Here is a 16,604-nt window from a genome sequence, read left to right as displayed (position 1 = left end):
ATAGATGAAAAAAATAAAAATATATAGCATCGGGATTATATTATTGTTGAGTTGCGCACAGGTTTTAGCGCAACAATTACCTCAATTTTCTCAATACATGTTTAACACTATTGCTATCAACCCTGCATACGCAGGTAGTAGAGAAACCATTAGTGTCGTCGGATTACATAGAAGTCAATGGGTTGGACTAGCTGGTGCACCGACAACATCAACCGTTTCTGTGCATGCACCACTTAAAAATGAGAAAGTTGGACTAGGATTGTCCGTCATTAATGACGAATTAGGGTATGAAAATTTTGTTTATGTCTATGGTGACTTTTCATACACCATTGCGCTTTCTGAGAAAACTAAATTAGCTTTTGGATTAAAAGCCGGTTTCACACATTATAACTTAGATCAAGAAGGCTTTCTAGATGACCCTACTGTAGCTATAGATCCATTCTTTAGTAACTTCACTAATCGATGGAATCCTAACATTGGCGTTGGTGCTTACTTACATCAAAATAAATGGTATGTCGGTTTATCTGCCCCAAGAATATTAAATACAGACTATAACCAAAGTGCTTTAGATCCTGAGATTGACTACGTCGCTTTAGAACGTGTTGGTTACTATTTAACGGGAGGTTATGTTTTTGATTTAGATGAAAACACAAAACTAAAACCTTCTGCATTAGTTAAAGTAACTAATGGCGCTCCAATTTCTTTTGACCTTAGTGCTCATGTTTTATTTAACGAAACATTTTGGTTGGGAGGAAGTTATAGATATAACAGAGACACATCTACAATTGGAGCTTTAGCTGATTTTCAAATATCACCACAGATGAGAATTGGTTATGCTTACGAACATTATATAACAGACCTGAGACCATATACTGGTGGAACACATGAAATATTATTAATGTTTGAAGTTTTCAAACCTACAAAACGTGTAAAATCACCTAGATATTTTTAAGATGAAAATAAAAATAATTTCATACATATCACTTTTTTTATTCGTGCAACAAGCAGTTGCACAGACAAAAGTAGCCGATAATTTTTTTAGAGATTTTTCTTATGAAAAAGCAGCAGAACTGTATCAAGAGGCTTTAAAAAAAGAAGATAGTACCGAATATATTCTGAAAAGAATTGGAGATAGTTACTTTAATATTAGTAAAGTTGAAAAAGCAGAATTTTGGTATCGTAAAGCTATTGAGAAATACCCATCAATAGACTCGGAATACATCTATAAATATGTTCAAACTTTAAGAAGTCAAAAAAAATATGACTTAGCAAATGACTATTTAAGAAATTTCAAACTAAAAAATAATAAAGATAGACGCATTAAAGATATTGATCTATTTAATATCGAAAATTACAACCAACTGACTAATACAGAAAAAGTTTATGTAACTATCGAAAACCTGCCTTTAAACACCAGTTATTCAGATTTTGGTGGCTATGAACATCATAACACCTTATACTACTACTCTACTTGGGTTAAAGACTCTATTGTAGATGAAAAAGATTTATATGGTTGGAATAACGAACCTTTTCTTAATATTTTTGAGGCTGAAACAAAAATAGGACAAAAAGCAAAAACCTATGGAGAACCGACTAAACTAAACTCATCCGTAAATACTGTAGACGATCACGAAGGATTAGTAACGATTACTAATGACGGTCAAACAATGTATTTTACAAGAAACAATGTTTCCAAAAAAGATAAACGCAAATATTCAAAAGAAGGTACCTCTAATTTAAAAATATATAAATCCACATTATCTGATAATAAGTGGACCAATGTAACCGAATTACCTTTTAATAATGATGCTTTTTCTTGTGGTGCACCCGCGTTAAGTCCGGATAACAAAACTTTATATTTTGTATCTGATATGGACGGTGGTTTTGGTCAAACAGATCTTTATAAAGTCACTATCAAACAAGATGGTACTTATGGTACACCTACTAATCTAGGAGCAGAAATAAACACAGAAGGAAACGAGAAGTTTCCGTTTGTAGCCAAAGATTCAACATTATACTTTTCAAGTGATGCGAATTTAAATTTAGGATTACTTGATATCTTTGAAACCAATCTTTTAAAAATCAAAAAAAACGATTCCACAGAAGTTTTCATAAAAAATCTAGGAGCTCCATTTAACAGTCCTTTTGACGATTTTTGTTACTTCGTGGATTCTGATACACAAACAGGTTATTTTTCTTCTAATCGTGAAGGCGGCAAAGGGGGAGATGATATTTATGCCTTTGGTAAATACCAATGCAAACAGCTTGTATCCGGTATTGCCTATAATAAACTATCTGAAGAACCATTAGCAAAGGTTAATGTTTCATTATTAGATATAAACGGAAAAGTTATAGAAACTTATTTCACGGATAAAGATGGGAAATACGAATTCAAAGCTATTGGGTGTGATAAAACTTATACTATACTAGGTGAGCGCGTAATTTATAGACCTGATAAAAAAGAATTTGTAACCTCTCCTGCTGATGGAGAAACAACGACTATAGATCTTCATTTAGATCCTTTAATAATAGATAATGAAATAGTCATTAATCCTATCTATTTCAATTATGACAAATCCTTTATTAGACCCGATGCTGCTTACGAATTGGAAAATGTAGTTGCTGTTTTAAGAGAGCACCCAAAAATGATAATTAAAATCGAATCACATACAGACAGTCGTGGACGTGATGCTTATAATTTAAAATTATCTGATCGTCGTGCTAAATCTACACGAGACTATTTATACTCCCGAGGCATTGAAAACAACAGAATACAAAGTGCAGTTGGTTATGGTGAAACACAAATCCTCAATCAATGTATAAATGATGTAAAATGCACAGACAAAGCGCATGAAGAAAATAGACGATCTAAGTTTATTATAACAAATAAATACAAGTAAAAAAAAGCCTTTCTACATTTAGAAAGGCTTTTTTTTTGTTGACTTTTATCCAAATAAAAAGAACTACACTTAGAATATTATTATTAATATAACACCTAACAAAGACGTGAAAGACTTCCACTAATGGATTACTAACAAACCTATACAAGTATTAAAAAGATTGCAACACGCATGTAACCCATGATCACCAATCTGATAAAATAGTGAAAATTGATTATTCTAACAAAAAAGCCACCGGTTACAAGCTAATAACTCGTTCGTTATAAATAACATATTAAATTAAAAAAAACAAAACCTGAATACTACGTATAGCATTCAGGTTTTGTTTTGAATTAAATCTATTATTATTGAAAGAAAACGTTATTTTTTCTATTTATTTCTTCATGAAAATATTAGTAAAATACCACTTATTGTCCTCTCCTTGTTCTGCTGAAATTTCAAAATCTGTATAATCACCTTCGATATTATGTCTGTGACCTTCACTATTTAACCAGGCATTTACTACTGCAGAAGCACTAGAATAACCATAAGCAACATTCTCCGACACCTTTACTGCATTAGCGTTAGTAACTAAGTAAGATTTTCTAGTAAAAAAGTGATCATGATTAACTTCATTTATATCTGTCATATACACTGTATGACTAAAAGCTTGCCCCTTTATTAATTCATGATTAACCAAAGCATTTAAACCAATACTTATTCTGTGTTGATTTATAAGTTCTAAAATTTCAGTTTCAATTGCTTTAGTTTCAGGAATGACCATAGCAATACTATCAGTTTCTATAGTGTCTTCTAAACTATCAGTAGAGCAAGATGTTAAAGTTATCGCAACACAAATAACAGTCACTAGGTAGGTAAATGTTCTCATTTTTAAAGAGTTAAGTAGGTTTGGGACTCTAAAAATAGAACAGCTATAAAGAACAGACTGTTAAAGAAATGTTAAAATCGATTAAAAACATGTTTTTAATCGATTTTAACTGCATTTAATCGGTAAAACATACTAACTGAATACATGTAAACGGATAAATCATGGAGATAAACGGTTTTTTACCCAGTTAAAATCGGCATCTAAGTTATATAAAATTCTATCATGTAAGCGGTTAGGTCTTCCCTGCCAAAATTCAATTGAAACAGGTTTAACGATAAAGCCACCCCAAAATGTAGGTCTTTCGATCTCCTTACCTTCATAATCTAGTTCCAACTGTTTTAATTTAGCTTCTAACACGTCTCTACTCTCTACAATACTACTTTGATTAGAAACAATCGCACCTAATTGACTACCACGCGGACGTGATTCAAAATAACCATCACTTAAATTGGCTGCGATTTTTTCTGCCTTACCTTTAATTATTATTTGTCGTTCTGCGCCATGCCAGAAAAAGGATAAACACACATTTGGATTATTAAGTATCGCCTTTCCTTTTTCGCTATCATAATTAGTATAAAAAATAAACCCTTCATACGTGAATTTTTTAAGTAGTACGACTCTACTTTTAGGGAATCCATCCTTACCAATTGTCGCGACTGTCATAGCATTAGTTTCGTCCTCAGGAAAGTGTTGATCCACCTCATTAAACCAAGACCTAAAAAGCTCTAGCGGATTTTCTGGTGTGTCTTTTAGTAGTAATTCTCCTTTTTCGTAAGTTCTTCTATAGTCGCTTAAGTCTTTTTCCATAACATTTAATTATATGTAAATTTACAGGTTTTTCACTATATTTAGGCTATGATATATTCTCAACTTTTAATAAGTTTTATTCTTATTATTTTTGGTTTTCTAGTGAAAAAATATCCAGATTTGATCGCGGGATACAATACATTAAGTCACTCCGAAAAAGAAAAAATAGATAGTAAAGGATTAGCCTCCTTTTTACAACGCTTATTAATAGGACTTGGAGTTTTCTGTTTATTCACCTATTTACTATTGAAAATATGTAATGTAAATGATAATAGTATCCTTTACATAAATAGTGCACTATTAATTAGTGTACTTATTATTAGTCGTTTTATAGCCAATAGACGTTTTAAACTTTAAAATTCGAATACTTTACCATCATCTCCAAGCGTTACGTTTTCAAAAATGGTTTGCGCCTCTGTTTTAAAAACATTCAAATCGTCATAACGCGTAGAGTAATGTCCTAATATTAATTGCCCAACATTAGCCTGTTTTGCAATACTAGCTGCTTGTTTTGCTGTACTGTGCTTAGTTGGAGTTGCTAATTTGGCGTGTTGCTCTAAAAAGGTAGATTCGTGATATAATACATCCACATCTTTAATTATCGGTATTATTGACTCACTGTACGCCGTATCACTACAAAAAGCATAACTTTTAGGCTTGTTAGGTGGTAATGTAACGGATTTGTTTTTAACCAGCGCTCCAGCCTCATTTATAACATCAAAGCCTTGCTTTAACTTGCGATAGTAGGACACATCAATATTTTCATTTAAAACGGCATTCATATCTAACTTTCTATCTCCTGACTTTTCTTTAAACAAAAAACCATTAGTATAAATACGATGATCCAAAGGGATGGTATGTACTTCTACCTTATCATCCTCAAAAACAACCTCTGAATCTTTATTAGTTAGCTCATGAAACGTCAACTTATAATTAGTCCAAGAATTGGCTAATTTCATTTGAAGCGTTATTACTTCTTTTAACCCTTTTGGGGAATGTATGTGTAATTCAGTATCGCGTCCTAATAATCTAAACGTTGATATCAAACCAACCAAACCAAAAAAATGGTCCCCATGCAAGTGCGAAATAAAAATGTGTTTTATCCTATTAAACTTAATCTTATGCCTACGCAATTCTACTTGTGCTCCTTCGCCACAATCGATTAAAAATATATGATTATTTATTTCTAATACTTGAGACGTCGGATTTGTAAACGTACGTGGTGTTGCACTATAACAACCTAAGATGTTTAATTTCATTAGATAAGAATAATTACTGTTTTAAAATGAGACCTTATAAAAGATGCTAATACGCTTTTTATAAGCCTAAATCGCGTTCCATAACTTCCATTTCTATAATATCATAAGCCTCTTGTAGGGTTGGGACTATTATAATTTCATCTGGAGTTTTATCGGTATCAATACCTTCATTAACAATAACAAAAGAATGTTTTGTTGCACGGTGTTGGTTAGAGACTCTTAAAAACTCAATAACATCTTTTAATGCGACTCCTTTAATCGTATTTAAATTAACAATAATATTATTGTTTTTAAATTTTGGATACAGTGTTTCTATTTTTTTTACTAATTCTATAACCGAAGCATTTTCTTGGGTTACGATAATTAAATTTTCATTTTGGTCTATAATCATAACTATTGTTTTATTTTCGAAGCTAGTAAATAGATTACTGCCATTCTAACTGCTACTCCGTTTTGTACTTGATCTAAAATTATGGCTTGCTTAGAATCGGCAACATCACTCGTTATCTCTACACCTCTATTTATTGGTCCAGGATGCATTATCGTGATTTCCTTATCTAAACTATCTAGTAAAGCTTTATTAACTCCAAATTGTTGTGTATATTCTCTTGTTGATGGAAAATAACTAATATCCATACGTTCATTTTGAACCCGTAACATATTGGCGACATCACACCAATTAAGTGCTTTTCTTAAGTCTGTTTCCACTTTGACACCCAACTTATCAATATGTTTTGGTAATAAAGTCTTAGGCCCACAAACCATAACATTAGCACCTTGTAATTTTAACGCATATATGTTGGATAATGCAACGCGGCTATGTAAAATATCACCCACTATAACAACGTTTTTACCCTTAACACTACCCAATCGCTCTCTTATAGAATAACTATCCAATAGCGCTTGCGTAGGATGCTCATGCGCACCATCTCCCGCATTAATTATACTTGCGTTAACATGCTTTGATAAAAAGACACCCGCTCCTGGATTAGGATGACGCATAACGACCATATCCACTTTCATGGAAAGAATATTATTTACTGTATCTATTAAGGTTTCACCTTTCTTAACCGAAGATTGAGATGCTGAGAAGTTAATAACGTCTGCAGACAATCGTTTTTCGGCTAATTCAAATGACAATTTTGTTCGTGTAGAATTTTCGAAAAATAAATTGGCAATGGTAATATCACGAAGGGAAGGCACTTTTTTAATAGGACGATTAATCACTTCTTTAAAATGATCAGCTGTCTTAAAAATAAGCTCTATATCCTGTATATTCAGATATTTAATTCCTAATAAGTGTTTGACACTTAACTCGCTCATATTATATAGTATTCAGGTGGTAGTCAAAACTACCAGTTAATCTTTTAGTTTAAATCTAAGAAACACTAGTATTACGTGTCTAGAAAGTCTGTTTTAACTTTTTATCAGGTATACTGCATCTTCTCCTTCATTCTCAACCCAATTCACTTTAACTTTTTCATTATTTATAGCATCTACTTGGCGACCTCTATAATTGGGTTGTATCGGTAAATGTCTACTAAAACGTCTATCGATTAAGGTTAGTAATTCAATTTCAGACGGACGTCCAAAAGATTGAATAGCCGTTAATGCAGATCGTATACTACGTCCTGTATATAATACATCATCGATAAAAACTATTTTTTTATCCTCAACGTCTACATTAATTTCAGTCGTATTTGCTTCCAGTGTCGTATCTCCTCTTCTAAAATCATCTCTGTAAAACGTAATATCTAGATGACCAAGTTGTAAGTTTTTGATTTTATACTCCTTCTTTAGCATAGATGCTAAACGGTTAGCCAAATACTTACCTCTAGGTTGTATACCAACTAAAACGGTATTAGAAAAATCATTATGATTTTCGATGAGTTGACAAGCCAATCTATGTAGAATGATGTTGACTTCTGTAGCATTAAGTAGCACTTTTTGACTCATAGTGTTCCAAACGGGTTTGGTAAACAAAGGTAAAGTAAATTATTATAAGTTGAAAGGTGTTTTTGTATCAAAAAAAAAGCCTCTCATTTCTGAGAGGCTTTTAATATTGATAAAAACTTTAAAGCTTATGCTTTTCCGTCCATTTTATCTTTTAACGCTTGTAAAGCTTCGTTAGCATCACCTAAAGTTGGTTTAGCTTCGTCAGCTTGAGACGCTGCCTTTTTAACAGCTGCTTTTACATTTGCCATTTCTTCTGCTTTAAATATAGCAGTATGAGAAGCAACAACACGTTTGAATTCTTTGTTAAATTCGATAATTTTGAATTCTGCAGAATCACCTTTCTTTAACATCTTACCGTCTTCTTTTTCAAGGTGACGAGATGGTACGAAAGCAACGATATCTTCGTTAAATTCAATAGTAGCTCCTTTATCTACAACATCAGCAATTTCAGCTGTGTGTGTTGTACCTAAAGCAAACTCAGTTTCGTATTTATCCCAAGGATTATCAGTTGTTTGTTTATGACCTAAAGATAATTTACGTCCTTCAACATCTAACTCTAATACTACTACATCTAATGTATCACCTACGTTACAGAACTCAGATGGATGTTTGATTTTCTTAGTCCAAGATAAATCAGAGATGTAAATTAATCCATCAATACCTTCTTCTAATTCAACAAAAACACCAAAGTTTGTAAAGTTACGTACAATACCTGTGTGCTTAGAACCTACAGGATATTTAGTTGTAATATCTGTCCATGGATCAGCAGATAATTGCTTGATACCTAATGACATCTTACGATCTTCTCTATCTAAAGTTAAGATTTGTGCGTCAATTTCGTCACCAACTTTTACAAAGTCGTTAGCAGAACGTAAATGAGTAGACCATGACATTTCAGACACGTGTACTAAACCTTCAACTCCTTCTGCAACTTCGATAAATGCACCGTAATCAGCGATTACAACAACTTTACCTTTAACTTTATCACCTACAGCAACAGTTTCTCCTAAAGCATCCCAAGGATGTTTAGATAATTGCTTAAGGCCTAATTGGATTCTAGACTTATCTTCATCAAAGTCTAAGATTACAACATTTAATTTTTGATCTAACTCAACAATCTCATTTGGATGGTTAATTCTTGACCAAGATAAATCTGTAATGTGAACTAATCCATCAACACCACCTAAATCAATAAACACACCATAAGAAGTAATGTTTTTAACAACACCTTCTAATACTTGTCCTTTTTCTAGTTGACCAATGATTTCTTTTTTCTGCTCTTCAATATCAGCTTCAATTAAAGCTTTATGAGATACTACTACGTTTTTGAATTCGTGGTTGATTTTCACAACTTTAAATTCCATAGTTTTGTTTACATACTGATCGTAATCTCTAATTGGCTTAACGTCAATTTGAGATCCTGGTAAGAATGCTTCGATACCAAAAACATCTACAATCATACCACCTTTAGTACGACATTTAACAAAACCGTTAACGATTTCTCCAGTTTCATTAGCTTTGATTACTCTGTCCCAAGCCTTGATTACACGAGCTTTTCTGTGAGATAATACTAATTGTCCTGTTGCGTCTTCACGCACATCAATTAATACCTCAACCTTGTCTCCTACTTTTAAGTCTGGATTGTATCTAAATTCGTTTAAAGAAATAACGCCTTCAGATTTAGCGTTGATGTCAATAATTGCATCACGATCTGTCATGTGCACTACTGTTCCTTCAACAACCTCATCATCTAAAGTATCTACGAAATTTTCTGATACTAATTTTTCAAATTCTTTTAATTGAGAATCTTCAACCTCATCAATTCCTTCTTCGTAATTGTGCCAGTTAAAATCTGCTAAGAATTTTTCAGGGTTTGCTTGAGCTTCAGATACTACTGGAGCTGCTTTTGTTTCTGCTGCTGCTTCTTGAGCTGCAACTTCTGCTTGTTTTGCTTTTTCAGCCATTTAAATAATTTTAATAATGTACTTTTAGCTTTCGCTGAATTAAATACACTATGTTTTTGTATTCTGTTATGTTTAGAAGATTTAGACGCTAACACACAGAAGTGTTATAAATAAAATTGTTTTAATCCCTTTTCATCTTTCTGGTAGGCGTTAAAAAGGAGTGCAAAAATACTACTTTTTACTAACACAGCCTAATAGTAATATAAAAATATTAAATCACTGACTTTCAAACAACTACAAATATATTAATTATCTTTGATTTATGTATTTCAACCGATAAATCAAACACTTAATCTAAACCTGTTATAAATTTAATTTTAGTTTTTCAAACTGCTATTTTAATTACTATCTTTAATGAAGAATTAACAATTAAAAACAAAATATTTATGGCTTTAAGAGCAAAATATCAAGGTGTACTTGACTTAGGAGAGAAATTAAAAATCGCTAATGGTGACATTACTGAAGAAAATGGTGTATTAAAAGTTAAAGGAACGGCTGCTACACAATATGAGAAAAATTTAATGTGGGACGCTATTAAAAGTGCAGGTGGTGATAGTCCTTCTGACATTTTAGCAAACATTGATGTTGCTGACGAGAGTCTTTATGCAAAACATACTGTTGTAGGTGGTGACACTTTAGGTAAAATTGCTAAACATTACTACGGTAACGCAGCAAAATACACTGCTATTTTTGAAGCTAACAAGGATATTTTAAAGAATCCTGATATGATCAATGTAGATCAAGAATTAAAAATTCCTAATTTATAGGAATTTAATAACACATTACGAAAGCGGATTGTTAAGCGAAAGCCAACAATTCGCTTTTTTTTTATGCCCTACAATTTAATTAGGCTAAATCACCTAGCGTTTTATTAACTAAATTAAGTACGGCATCAAATTGTTGTTCTAAGGTTAAATCAGAATTATCAATCTCTATAGCGTCGTCTGCTTTTACTAAAGGCGAATCTTCTCTATGTGAATCTATATAGTCACGCTCTTGAACATTACGCAGTACAGCTTCATATTTAACATCGTCTCCTCTACCTATTAATTCCTCAAAACGTCTTGTGGCACGCTTATCTGCAGATGCTGTCATAAACAGTTTTAATTCAGCATAAGGAAACACAACTGTTCCAATATCACGACCATCCATAACCACACCTTTGTCCTTCCCCATTTGCTGCTGTTGTTTTACCAATTGGTAACGTACTTCTGGAATCGCTGCAACTTTACTCACATAACTAGAGACTTCTAGTGTTCTAATTTCTCTTTCTATATTTACGCCGTTTAAATAGACTTCTGCAAATCCTAAAGCTGGATTAAATGTAAAGCTAATCGTAATCTTATCTAAATTAGAAACCAAAGCAACCACATCAAATTGGTCTTTATCAATCCAACCATTCTGCATCGTATATAAAGTAACTGCTCTATACATGGCACCAGTATCTACATAAATGTAACCTAAGTGGTTAGCTAATTGCTTTGCTACTGTACTTTTTCCTGTTGATGAAAAACCGTCTATGGCTATGGTAATATTTTGCACTTGTTTTGTTTTAGAATGTAAAAATAGGAATTATAATTCGGAACTATAAGGTCGGCATCGGGTGGTTTTATAATCACATTTACTACAATATTAGTCTATAGAATAGTTATTACTATTAAAATGGTGGTACACCTCCTGTATAATAATACTCAAACTCTACAACCTCCCCTGTATTTAAAGTATCACGTCCAATGAGATAATATGTTGTACCAACATGTAAACTAGAATAAGACTTTGCTGAAATAAAAGTAATGGGATCTCCTGATTTATATACTTTCACCGACTTAACATCTGGAGTATCATACTCTGAAGCTTCATTTAAAACTAAACTATAATTTCTAAATCTTAAGTTAGTGGCATTCCAACGTATTGTGGCCACATCTTTAAGCTTAAAAGCTCTATTTAAAACTTTAGAATAGCGCTCGTCTTCAGAGACCTCTTTTTTACTTTCATATATTAAAGCATAAAATCCGCCACTAACTATTAAAACAAAAATTAGAACTATGGCGATAACAAGTCTTTTAACTGATCTAGACGTTTTAGACATGACTCCCAGTTATTACACTGTTAGATGAGCAACGATATCTTTAACTGGCAATACTGCTTTAGTGTGCTCAATACTTGGTCCTGCAACCCAAACGGTTTTATAAGTTGCTTTTTTAGCTGCATTTTCTGTAGCCTTCATCCCTATTGAAAAACGAATCATCTTAACCCACTTTTTAAGTTTTTTGTTTTTATTTAAAACACGCTCTATCCAAGTTTGCTTCGTTCCAATTTTCTGAACATATGGCGTATTAATAACCGTACATGGTGTACCAGAAATACGTTCTGTCATGATGATATCTTTTTCTCCATAATCGACACAAGCCTGCTTATACTCATCAGTCACTCCCGCTTCTATAGAAGCAATAAATGGACTTCCTACAGATACACCTTCTGCACCATAACTTATCATTTTATCAATGTCTGCTTTACAACCAACACCTCCTGCAGATATAACCGGAATTGTTAATGCTTTACTTAACTGATTGGTTAGCTCTTCAGGGGTTAAGTTACCTCTATGTCCACCAGCTTCATTATTAACAGCTATTGCCGCGTCTGCACCAAGTTGTTCTACCTTTTTAGCAAAACGCAAATCAGTAACATCACAAAACACTTTAATACCAACTTTATGTGCTTGTTTAATTGTTTCTTCAGGACTCCCTAAAGATGTGATAATAAAATCGCACCCCTCTTCACACAGTACCCTAAGTTGTTCTTTATATTTAATATTTGATTTATTAACGATTAAGTTAAAACCAAATGATCCTCCTTCTACCTTATTAGCCTTTAATTCTATTATAGCAGACCTTAACTGATCTAATGTTCTATAATTAAGCGCAGGGATACATCCTGCTATTCCGGCTTTCATACCTTCTGTAACCATTGCTACGTTAGACACCAAAAACATTGGCGCTTGTATGATTGGATATTTTATATTTAAAAGCTGAGTTAATTTAGTTTCCATTTTTCAAGTATTGTTATACTTACAAATATAAACAATAATTTACTATGCATGCATAGTTTTTTTTTGAATTACTAGATTGAAGTATTCATTAAGTATTTACAACACCCAAGATTTAGCTATTAACGTCAAGCCTTAATACGGAACATTCTATAAATCTTAAACAAAAAAAAAAACGCAATCAAATTAATGATTGCGTTTTTATATAATATGATTCTGAAACCAGTTCAGAAAGACGTTATTACTTTACTTCTTCGAAATCTACATCTTCAACATCACTGTTTTCAGTTGTATCTGCTCCTGCATCAGGTGCTGGTTGACCAGCTTGTCCATCTGCTTGTGCTTTGTACATTTCTTCACTTGCTACTTTCCAAGCTTCGTTAATTTTTTCTAATGCTGGAGCAATAACTGCTACATCTTTAGATTCGTAAGCCGCCTTTAATTCTGTTAAAGCTGCTTCGATTGGTGCTTTTTTATCATCAGATAATTTCTCACCAAATTCTTTTAATTGATTTTCTGTTTGGAAAATCATAGAATCAGCTTCGTTTAAAGTCTTAGCATTTTCAGCTGCTTTAGCATCTGATTCAGCATTTGCTTCAGCATCAGCTTTCATTTGCTTAATTTCTTCTTCAGTTAATCCTGAAGATGCTTCGATACGAATATCTTGTGTTTTTCCAGTGGCTTTATCTCCTGCAGACACTTTAATGATTCCGTTAGCATCAATATCAAAAGTTACTTCAATTTGAGGAACTCCTCTTTGTGCTGGTGGTAAACCATCTAAGTGAAAACGTCCAATTGTATTGTTATCTGCAGCCATAGCGCGTTCACCTTGTAAAACATGAATTTCTACTGAAGGTTGGTTGTCTGCTGCTGTAGAGAATACTTGAGACTTTTTAGTTGGGATCGTTGTATTTGCTTCAATTAACTTAGTAAATACGTTACCCATAGTTTCGATACCTAATGACAAAGGTGTTACGTCTAAAAGTAATACATCTTTTACATCTCCTGATAATACTCCACCTTGGATACCTGCTCCTAAAGATACAACCTCATCCGGGTTAACGCCTTTTGAAGGTGCTTTTCCAAAAAATGCTTCTACTGCTTTTTGTACTGCTGGGATACGTGTAGATCCACCTACTAAAATAACTTCGTCAATATCAGATTTTGATAAACCTGCAGATTTTAATGCTGTTTGACAAGGGGCGATAGTACGTTTTACTAAATCGTCAATTAACTGCTCAAATTTAGAACGTGTTAATGAACGCACTAAGTGTTTTGGTCCACTTGCAGTAGCTGTAATATATGGTAAATTAATTTCTGTTTGTTCAGAAGAAGATAATTCAATCTTCGCTTTTTCTGCTGCTTCTTTAACACGTTGTAAAGACATTGGATCTTTTCTTAGATCAATACCCTCTTCTCCGTTAAATTCGTCAGCTAACCAATCAATAATTTTTTGATCAACATCATCACCACCTAAGTGTGTATCTCCATCTGTAGATAACACTTCAAATACACCATCTCCTAATTCAAGGATAGATACATCATGTGTTCCTCCACCAAAATCAAATACTACTATTTTTTGGTCCGTACCTTTCTTGTCCATTCCGTAAGCTAAAGCTGCTGCTGTTGGCTCGTTTATGATACGACGTACTTTTAAACCTGCAATTTCTCCTGCTTCTTTAGTTGCTTGACGTTGTGAGTCATTAAAATAAGCGGGTACAGTAATAACTGCTTCAGTTACATCTTGACCTAAATAGTCTTCAGCAGTTTTCTTCATTTTTTGAAGGATCATAGCTGATAATTCTTGAGGCGTATATAAACGACCATCAATGTCTACACGTGGTGTATCATTATCACCTTTAACTACTTTGTAAGGTACACGTTCTGCTTCTTTTTTAGACTCAGAATACTTGTTACCCATAAAACGTTTAATTGAATAAACAGTTTTTGTAGGGTTAGTTACTGCCTGTCTTTTTGCTGGATCACCAACTTTAATTTCGCCTCCTTCAACAAAAGCGATAACTGAAGGTGTTGTACGTTTACCTTCTGCGTTTGGGATCACAACTGCTTCATTACCTTCCATTACAGAAACGCAAGAGTTTGTTGTTCCTAAATCGATTCCAATAATCTTACTCATAATTTTATATAATTTAAATTTTGTATTGTAATTGTTACGGTATCAGTAAGTCAATGATTATGCCAAGACAATCGGACTGACATGATGGCAGAATCTAATTAAATATCAACACCCTTTTAACTTTTATATCTGTTGCAAAAAACTATATTTGTCGCTTAATACTTAAACGATTTCGTAATATGGAGTGTATTTCTGTTTTTGACATGCTAAAGATTGGTGTTGGCCCATCTAGTTCTCATACTTTAGGCCCTTGGCGTGCTGCAGAGCGTTGGCTTTATGAACTTAAAGCAGCAAACCTTTTTGATAGTGTACAACGCGTCCGTATAGATTTATACGGTTCATTGTCTCTAACAGGAAAAGGTCATGCTACAGATTTAGCGGTTATGCTAGGTCTAAGTGGTGCTGATCCAGAAAGAATACCCACAGATACTATTGATATTATCATAGCGTCTATTAGCAATACGGAGAAACTCGTACTAAATAACGAACGTATTATCTCTTTTGATAAAAAGCAAGACATCGTCTTTAACCGCGCTTTTTTACCATTTCACTCTAACGGTATTAAATTTACCGCTTTCGCTGAAAATGAAATTCACACCTCTACCTTCTACTCCATTGGTGGTGGTTTTGTTGTTAAAGAAGAACGTACGGTGGATGCCGAAAATAAAGAACTTAAAAAAGAATTCCCTTTTCCTATTGATAAAGCTACCGAGCTGTTAGCCTTTTGTCAAAGTGAAAACAAAACGATATCAGAAATTGTTCTAGAAAACGAACGCTCTCTTAGAACGGACGAAGAAATAGATTTTGAGTTACACCGTATTTGGGACACCATGTTAGACTGTATGTTTACAGGATGTCATACGGAAGGTAATTTACCTGGAGGACTAAATGTGAGAAGACGTGCGTTTGATACGCACAAACGTTTGAATATAGAAGTCCCTTACACTACACCACAAGAATGGTTAGAAAGTATTAGACATAGTGAAGTCAAATTTAGACAAATCTTAAAATGGGTGAGCTGCTTTGCTTTGGCAGTAAACGAAGTTAATGCTGCTCTTGGTCGTGTCGTTACTGCACCAACTAACGGAAGTGCTGGTGTAATACCATCTGTGTTAATGTACTATTTGGTTATAGAAAACCATGACGCTGGTTTTAAAGAAATCAAACAATTTTTATTAGTTGCTAGCGAGATTGGAAGCATCTTTAAAAAAGGCGCAACAATTAGTGCTGCAATGGGAGGTTGTCAAGCCGAAATTGGAGTCTCTTCTGCTATGGCAGCAGCAGCTTTATGTGATTTATTGGGCGGCTCTACAGAACAAGTCATGATTGCTGCAGAAATTGCTATGGAACATCACCTCGGGTTAACCTGTGACCCTATTGGTGGCTTAGTACAAATTCCATGTATAGAACGTAACAGTATGGGAGCCATCAAAGCTATAAATGCAGCAGAATTAGCTTTAGATACAGATCCAAAAAATGTCAAAGTGCCCTTAGATAAAGTGGTAGACACCATGTGGGAGACCGCAAAAGACATGAATACTAAATATAAAGAAACCTCTGAAGGTGGTTTAGCAGTACGTGTAAGTCTATCTGATTGTTAGGATTAAGACGTTAGACAAAAAAAATGAATTCTAGTATTATCCTAAAAAAGAATTAAGCCTTTAGTA

16 protein-coding genes are annotated in these 16,604 nt (G+C 33.4%); 5 read left to right on the top strand and 11 right to left on the bottom strand.

Annotated elements, in window-relative coordinates:
* Nucleotides 1–4: 4 nt before the first annotated feature.
* Both H0I26_RS11370 and H0I26_RS11365 read left to right on the top strand, forming a co-directional pair.
* On the top strand, nt 5–952 hold the full coding sequence (locus tag H0I26_RS11370; protein ID WP_101018353.1) for a type IX secretion system membrane protein PorP/SprF: 948 nt from the start codon (nt 5–7) through the stop codon (nt 950–952).
* A 1-nt stretch (nt 953) separates the two neighbouring features.
* On the top strand, nt 954–2,900 hold the full coding sequence (locus H0I26_RS11365; protein WP_218698824.1) for an OmpA family protein: 1,947 nt from the start codon (nt 954–956) through the stop codon (nt 2,898–2,900).
* Between the two features lie 373 nt (nt 2,901–3,273).
* Here H0I26_RS11365 and H0I26_RS11360 read toward each other — a convergent pair whose 3' ends face one another.
* Together H0I26_RS11360 and pdxH are read right to left on the bottom strand one after the other, a co-directional pair.
* Nucleotides 3,274–3,768, bottom strand: a complete 495-nt coding sequence (locus tag H0I26_RS11360) for a CAP domain-containing protein (protein ID WP_218698822.1) — start codon at nt 3,766–3,768, stop codon at nt 3,274–3,276.
* Between the two features lie 159 nt (nt 3,769–3,927).
* Nucleotides 3,928–4,575 (bottom strand): pyridoxamine 5'-phosphate oxidase, encoded by a 648-nt coding sequence (pdxH, locus tag H0I26_RS11355; protein WP_218698820.1) that lies wholly within the window; start codon nt 4,573–4,575, stop codon nt 3,928–3,930.
* A gap of 48 nt (nt 4,576–4,623) precedes the next feature.
* Here pdxH and H0I26_RS11350 point away from each other — a divergent pair, with 48 nt between their 5' ends.
* Nucleotides 4,624–4,932, top strand: a complete 309-nt coding sequence (locus tag H0I26_RS11350) for a DUF3784 domain-containing protein (RefSeq protein WP_218698818.1) — start codon at nt 4,624–4,626, stop codon at nt 4,930–4,932.
* On the opposite strand, the gene H0I26_RS11345 is transcribed toward H0I26_RS11350, so the two are convergent.
* From H0I26_RS11345 to rpsA, 5 genes are all read right to left on the bottom strand, one after another.
* Complete coding sequence (locus tag H0I26_RS11345; protein WP_218698799.1) at nt 4,929–5,834, bottom strand: ribonuclease Z; 906 nt, start codon at nt 5,832–5,834, stop codon at nt 4,929–4,931. The genes H0I26_RS11350 and H0I26_RS11345 overlap by 4 nt on opposite strands.
* A 58-nt stretch (nt 5,835–5,892) precedes the next feature.
* Nucleotides 5,893–6,225 carry a ribonuclease Z gene (locus H0I26_RS11340; RefSeq protein ID WP_101018347.1) on the bottom strand — a complete coding sequence of 111 codons (333 nt, stop codon included), beginning with the start codon at nt 6,223–6,225 and terminating at the stop codon, nt 5,893–5,895.
* A gap of 2 nt (nt 6,226–6,227) precedes the next feature.
* A complete protein-coding gene (locus tag H0I26_RS11335; protein ID WP_218698797.1) occupies nt 6,228–7,157 on the bottom strand; it encodes an aspartate carbamoyltransferase catalytic subunit in 930 nt (309 codons plus the stop codon).
* A 93-nt stretch (nt 7,158–7,250) separates the two neighbouring features.
* Entirely contained in the window at nt 7,251–7,790 is a 540-nt protein-coding gene (gene pyrR / locus H0I26_RS11330; RefSeq protein WP_101018345.1) for a bifunctional pyr operon transcriptional regulator/uracil phosphoribosyltransferase PyrR, read from the bottom strand.
* A gap of 125 nt (nt 7,791–7,915) precedes the next feature.
* Nucleotides 7,916–9,754, bottom strand: a complete 1,839-nt coding sequence (gene rpsA / locus H0I26_RS11325; RefSeq protein WP_101018344.1) for a 30S ribosomal protein S1 — start codon at nt 9,752–9,754, stop codon at nt 7,916–7,918.
* Between the two features lie 386 nt (nt 9,755–10,140).
* Here rpsA and H0I26_RS11320 point away from each other — a divergent pair, with 386 nt between their 5' ends.
* Nucleotides 10,141–10,521, top strand: a complete 381-nt coding sequence (locus tag H0I26_RS11320) for a LysM peptidoglycan-binding domain-containing protein (RefSeq protein WP_218698795.1) — start codon at nt 10,141–10,143, stop codon at nt 10,519–10,521.
* 79 nt (nt 10,522–10,600) lie between these two features.
* Here the strand turns inward: H0I26_RS11320 and cmk are convergent, their stop codons facing one another.
* The 4 genes from cmk to dnaK form a co-directional block, all read right to left on the bottom strand.
* The gene (gene cmk, locus H0I26_RS11315; protein WP_218698793.1) at nt 10,601–11,296 is read right to left on the bottom strand and encodes a (d)CMP kinase; all 696 of its coding nucleotides are present in this window, start codon (nt 11,294–11,296) and stop codon (nt 10,601–10,603) included.
* Between the two features lie 115 nt (nt 11,297–11,411).
* Nucleotides 11,412–11,843: a hypothetical protein gene (locus H0I26_RS11310; protein ID WP_218698791.1), complete on the bottom strand. Its 432-nt coding sequence runs from the start codon at nt 11,841–11,843 to the stop codon at nt 11,412–11,414.
* 12 nt (nt 11,844–11,855) lie between these two features.
* Nucleotides 11,856–12,803 (bottom strand): NAD(P)H-dependent flavin oxidoreductase, encoded by a 948-nt coding sequence (locus H0I26_RS11305; RefSeq protein WP_218698789.1) that lies wholly within the window; start codon nt 12,801–12,803, stop codon nt 11,856–11,858.
* Between the two features lie 238 nt (nt 12,804–13,041).
* Nucleotides 13,042–14,937, bottom strand: coding sequence for a molecular chaperone DnaK (gene dnaK, locus H0I26_RS11300; protein WP_101018339.1), 1,896 nt, complete (start codon nt 14,935–14,937; stop codon nt 13,042–13,044).
* A gap of 179 nt (nt 14,938–15,116) precedes the next feature.
* On the opposite strand from dnaK, the gene H0I26_RS11295 reads away from it, so the two are divergent.
* Nucleotides 15,117–16,538 (top strand): L-serine ammonia-lyase, encoded by a 1,422-nt coding sequence (locus H0I26_RS11295; protein ID WP_218698778.1) that lies wholly within the window; start codon nt 15,117–15,119, stop codon nt 16,536–16,538.
* The last annotated feature ends 66 nt before the right edge of the window (nt 16,539–16,604 follow it).

Source organism: Olleya sp. HaHaR_3_96, from assembly GCF_019278545.1.
Classification (GTDB): Bacteria; Bacteroidota; Bacteroidia; order Flavobacteriales; family Flavobacteriaceae; genus Olleya.
This window is presented reverse-complemented; position numbering and strand designations above follow the sequence as displayed.

What these genes read in the sequence shown, in the direction of transcription:
- H0I26_RS11370 (WP_101018353.1), top strand. Translation starts at nt 5, where the DNA reads ATGAAAAAAATAAAAATATATAGCATCGGGATTATATTATTGTTGAGT.
- H0I26_RS11365 (WP_218698824.1), top strand. Translation starts at nt 954, where the DNA reads ATGAAAATAAAAATAATTTCATACATATCACTTTTTTTATTCGTGCAA.
- H0I26_RS11360 (WP_218698822.1), bottom strand. Translation starts at nt 3,768, where the DNA reads ATGAGAACATTTACCTACCTAGTGACTGTTATTTGTGTTGCGATAACT.
- pdxH (WP_218698820.1), bottom strand. Translation starts at nt 4,575, where the DNA reads ATGGAAAAAGACTTAAGCGACTATAGAAGAACTTACGAAAAAGGAGAA.
- H0I26_RS11350 (WP_218698818.1), top strand. Translation starts at nt 4,624, where the DNA reads ATGATATATTCTCAACTTTTAATAAGTTTTATTCTTATTATTTTTGGT.
- H0I26_RS11345 (WP_218698799.1), bottom strand. Translation starts at nt 5,834, where the DNA reads ATGAAATTAAACATCTTAGGTTGTTATAGTGCAACACCACGTACGTTT.
- H0I26_RS11340 (WP_101018347.1), bottom strand. Translation starts at nt 6,225, where the DNA reads ATGATTATAGACCAAAATGAAAATTTAATTATCGTAACCCAAGAAAAT.
- H0I26_RS11335 (WP_218698797.1), bottom strand. Translation starts at nt 7,157, where the DNA reads ATGAGCGAGTTAAGTGTCAAACACTTATTAGGAATTAAATATCTGAAT.
- pyrR (WP_101018345.1), bottom strand. Translation starts at nt 7,790, where the DNA reads ATGAGTCAAAAAGTGCTACTTAATGCTACAGAAGTCAACATCATTCTA.
- rpsA (WP_101018344.1), bottom strand. Translation starts at nt 9,754, where the DNA reads ATGGCTGAAAAAGCAAAACAAGCAGAAGTTGCAGCTCAAGAAGCAGCA.
- H0I26_RS11320 (WP_218698795.1), top strand. Translation starts at nt 10,141, where the DNA reads ATGGCTTTAAGAGCAAAATATCAAGGTGTACTTGACTTAGGAGAGAAA.
- H0I26_RS11310 (WP_218698791.1), bottom strand. Translation starts at nt 11,843, where the DNA reads ATGTCTAAAACGTCTAGATCAGTTAAAAGACTTGTTATCGCCATAGTT.
- H0I26_RS11305 (WP_218698789.1), bottom strand. Translation starts at nt 12,803, where the DNA reads ATGGAAACTAAATTAACTCAGCTTTTAAATATAAAATATCCAATCATA.
- dnaK (WP_101018339.1), bottom strand. Translation starts at nt 14,937, where the DNA reads ATGAGTAAGATTATTGGAATCGATTTAGGAACAACAAACTCTTGCGTT.
- H0I26_RS11295 (WP_218698778.1), top strand. Translation starts at nt 15,117, where the DNA reads ATGGAGTGTATTTCTGTTTTTGACATGCTAAAGATTGGTGTTGGCCCA.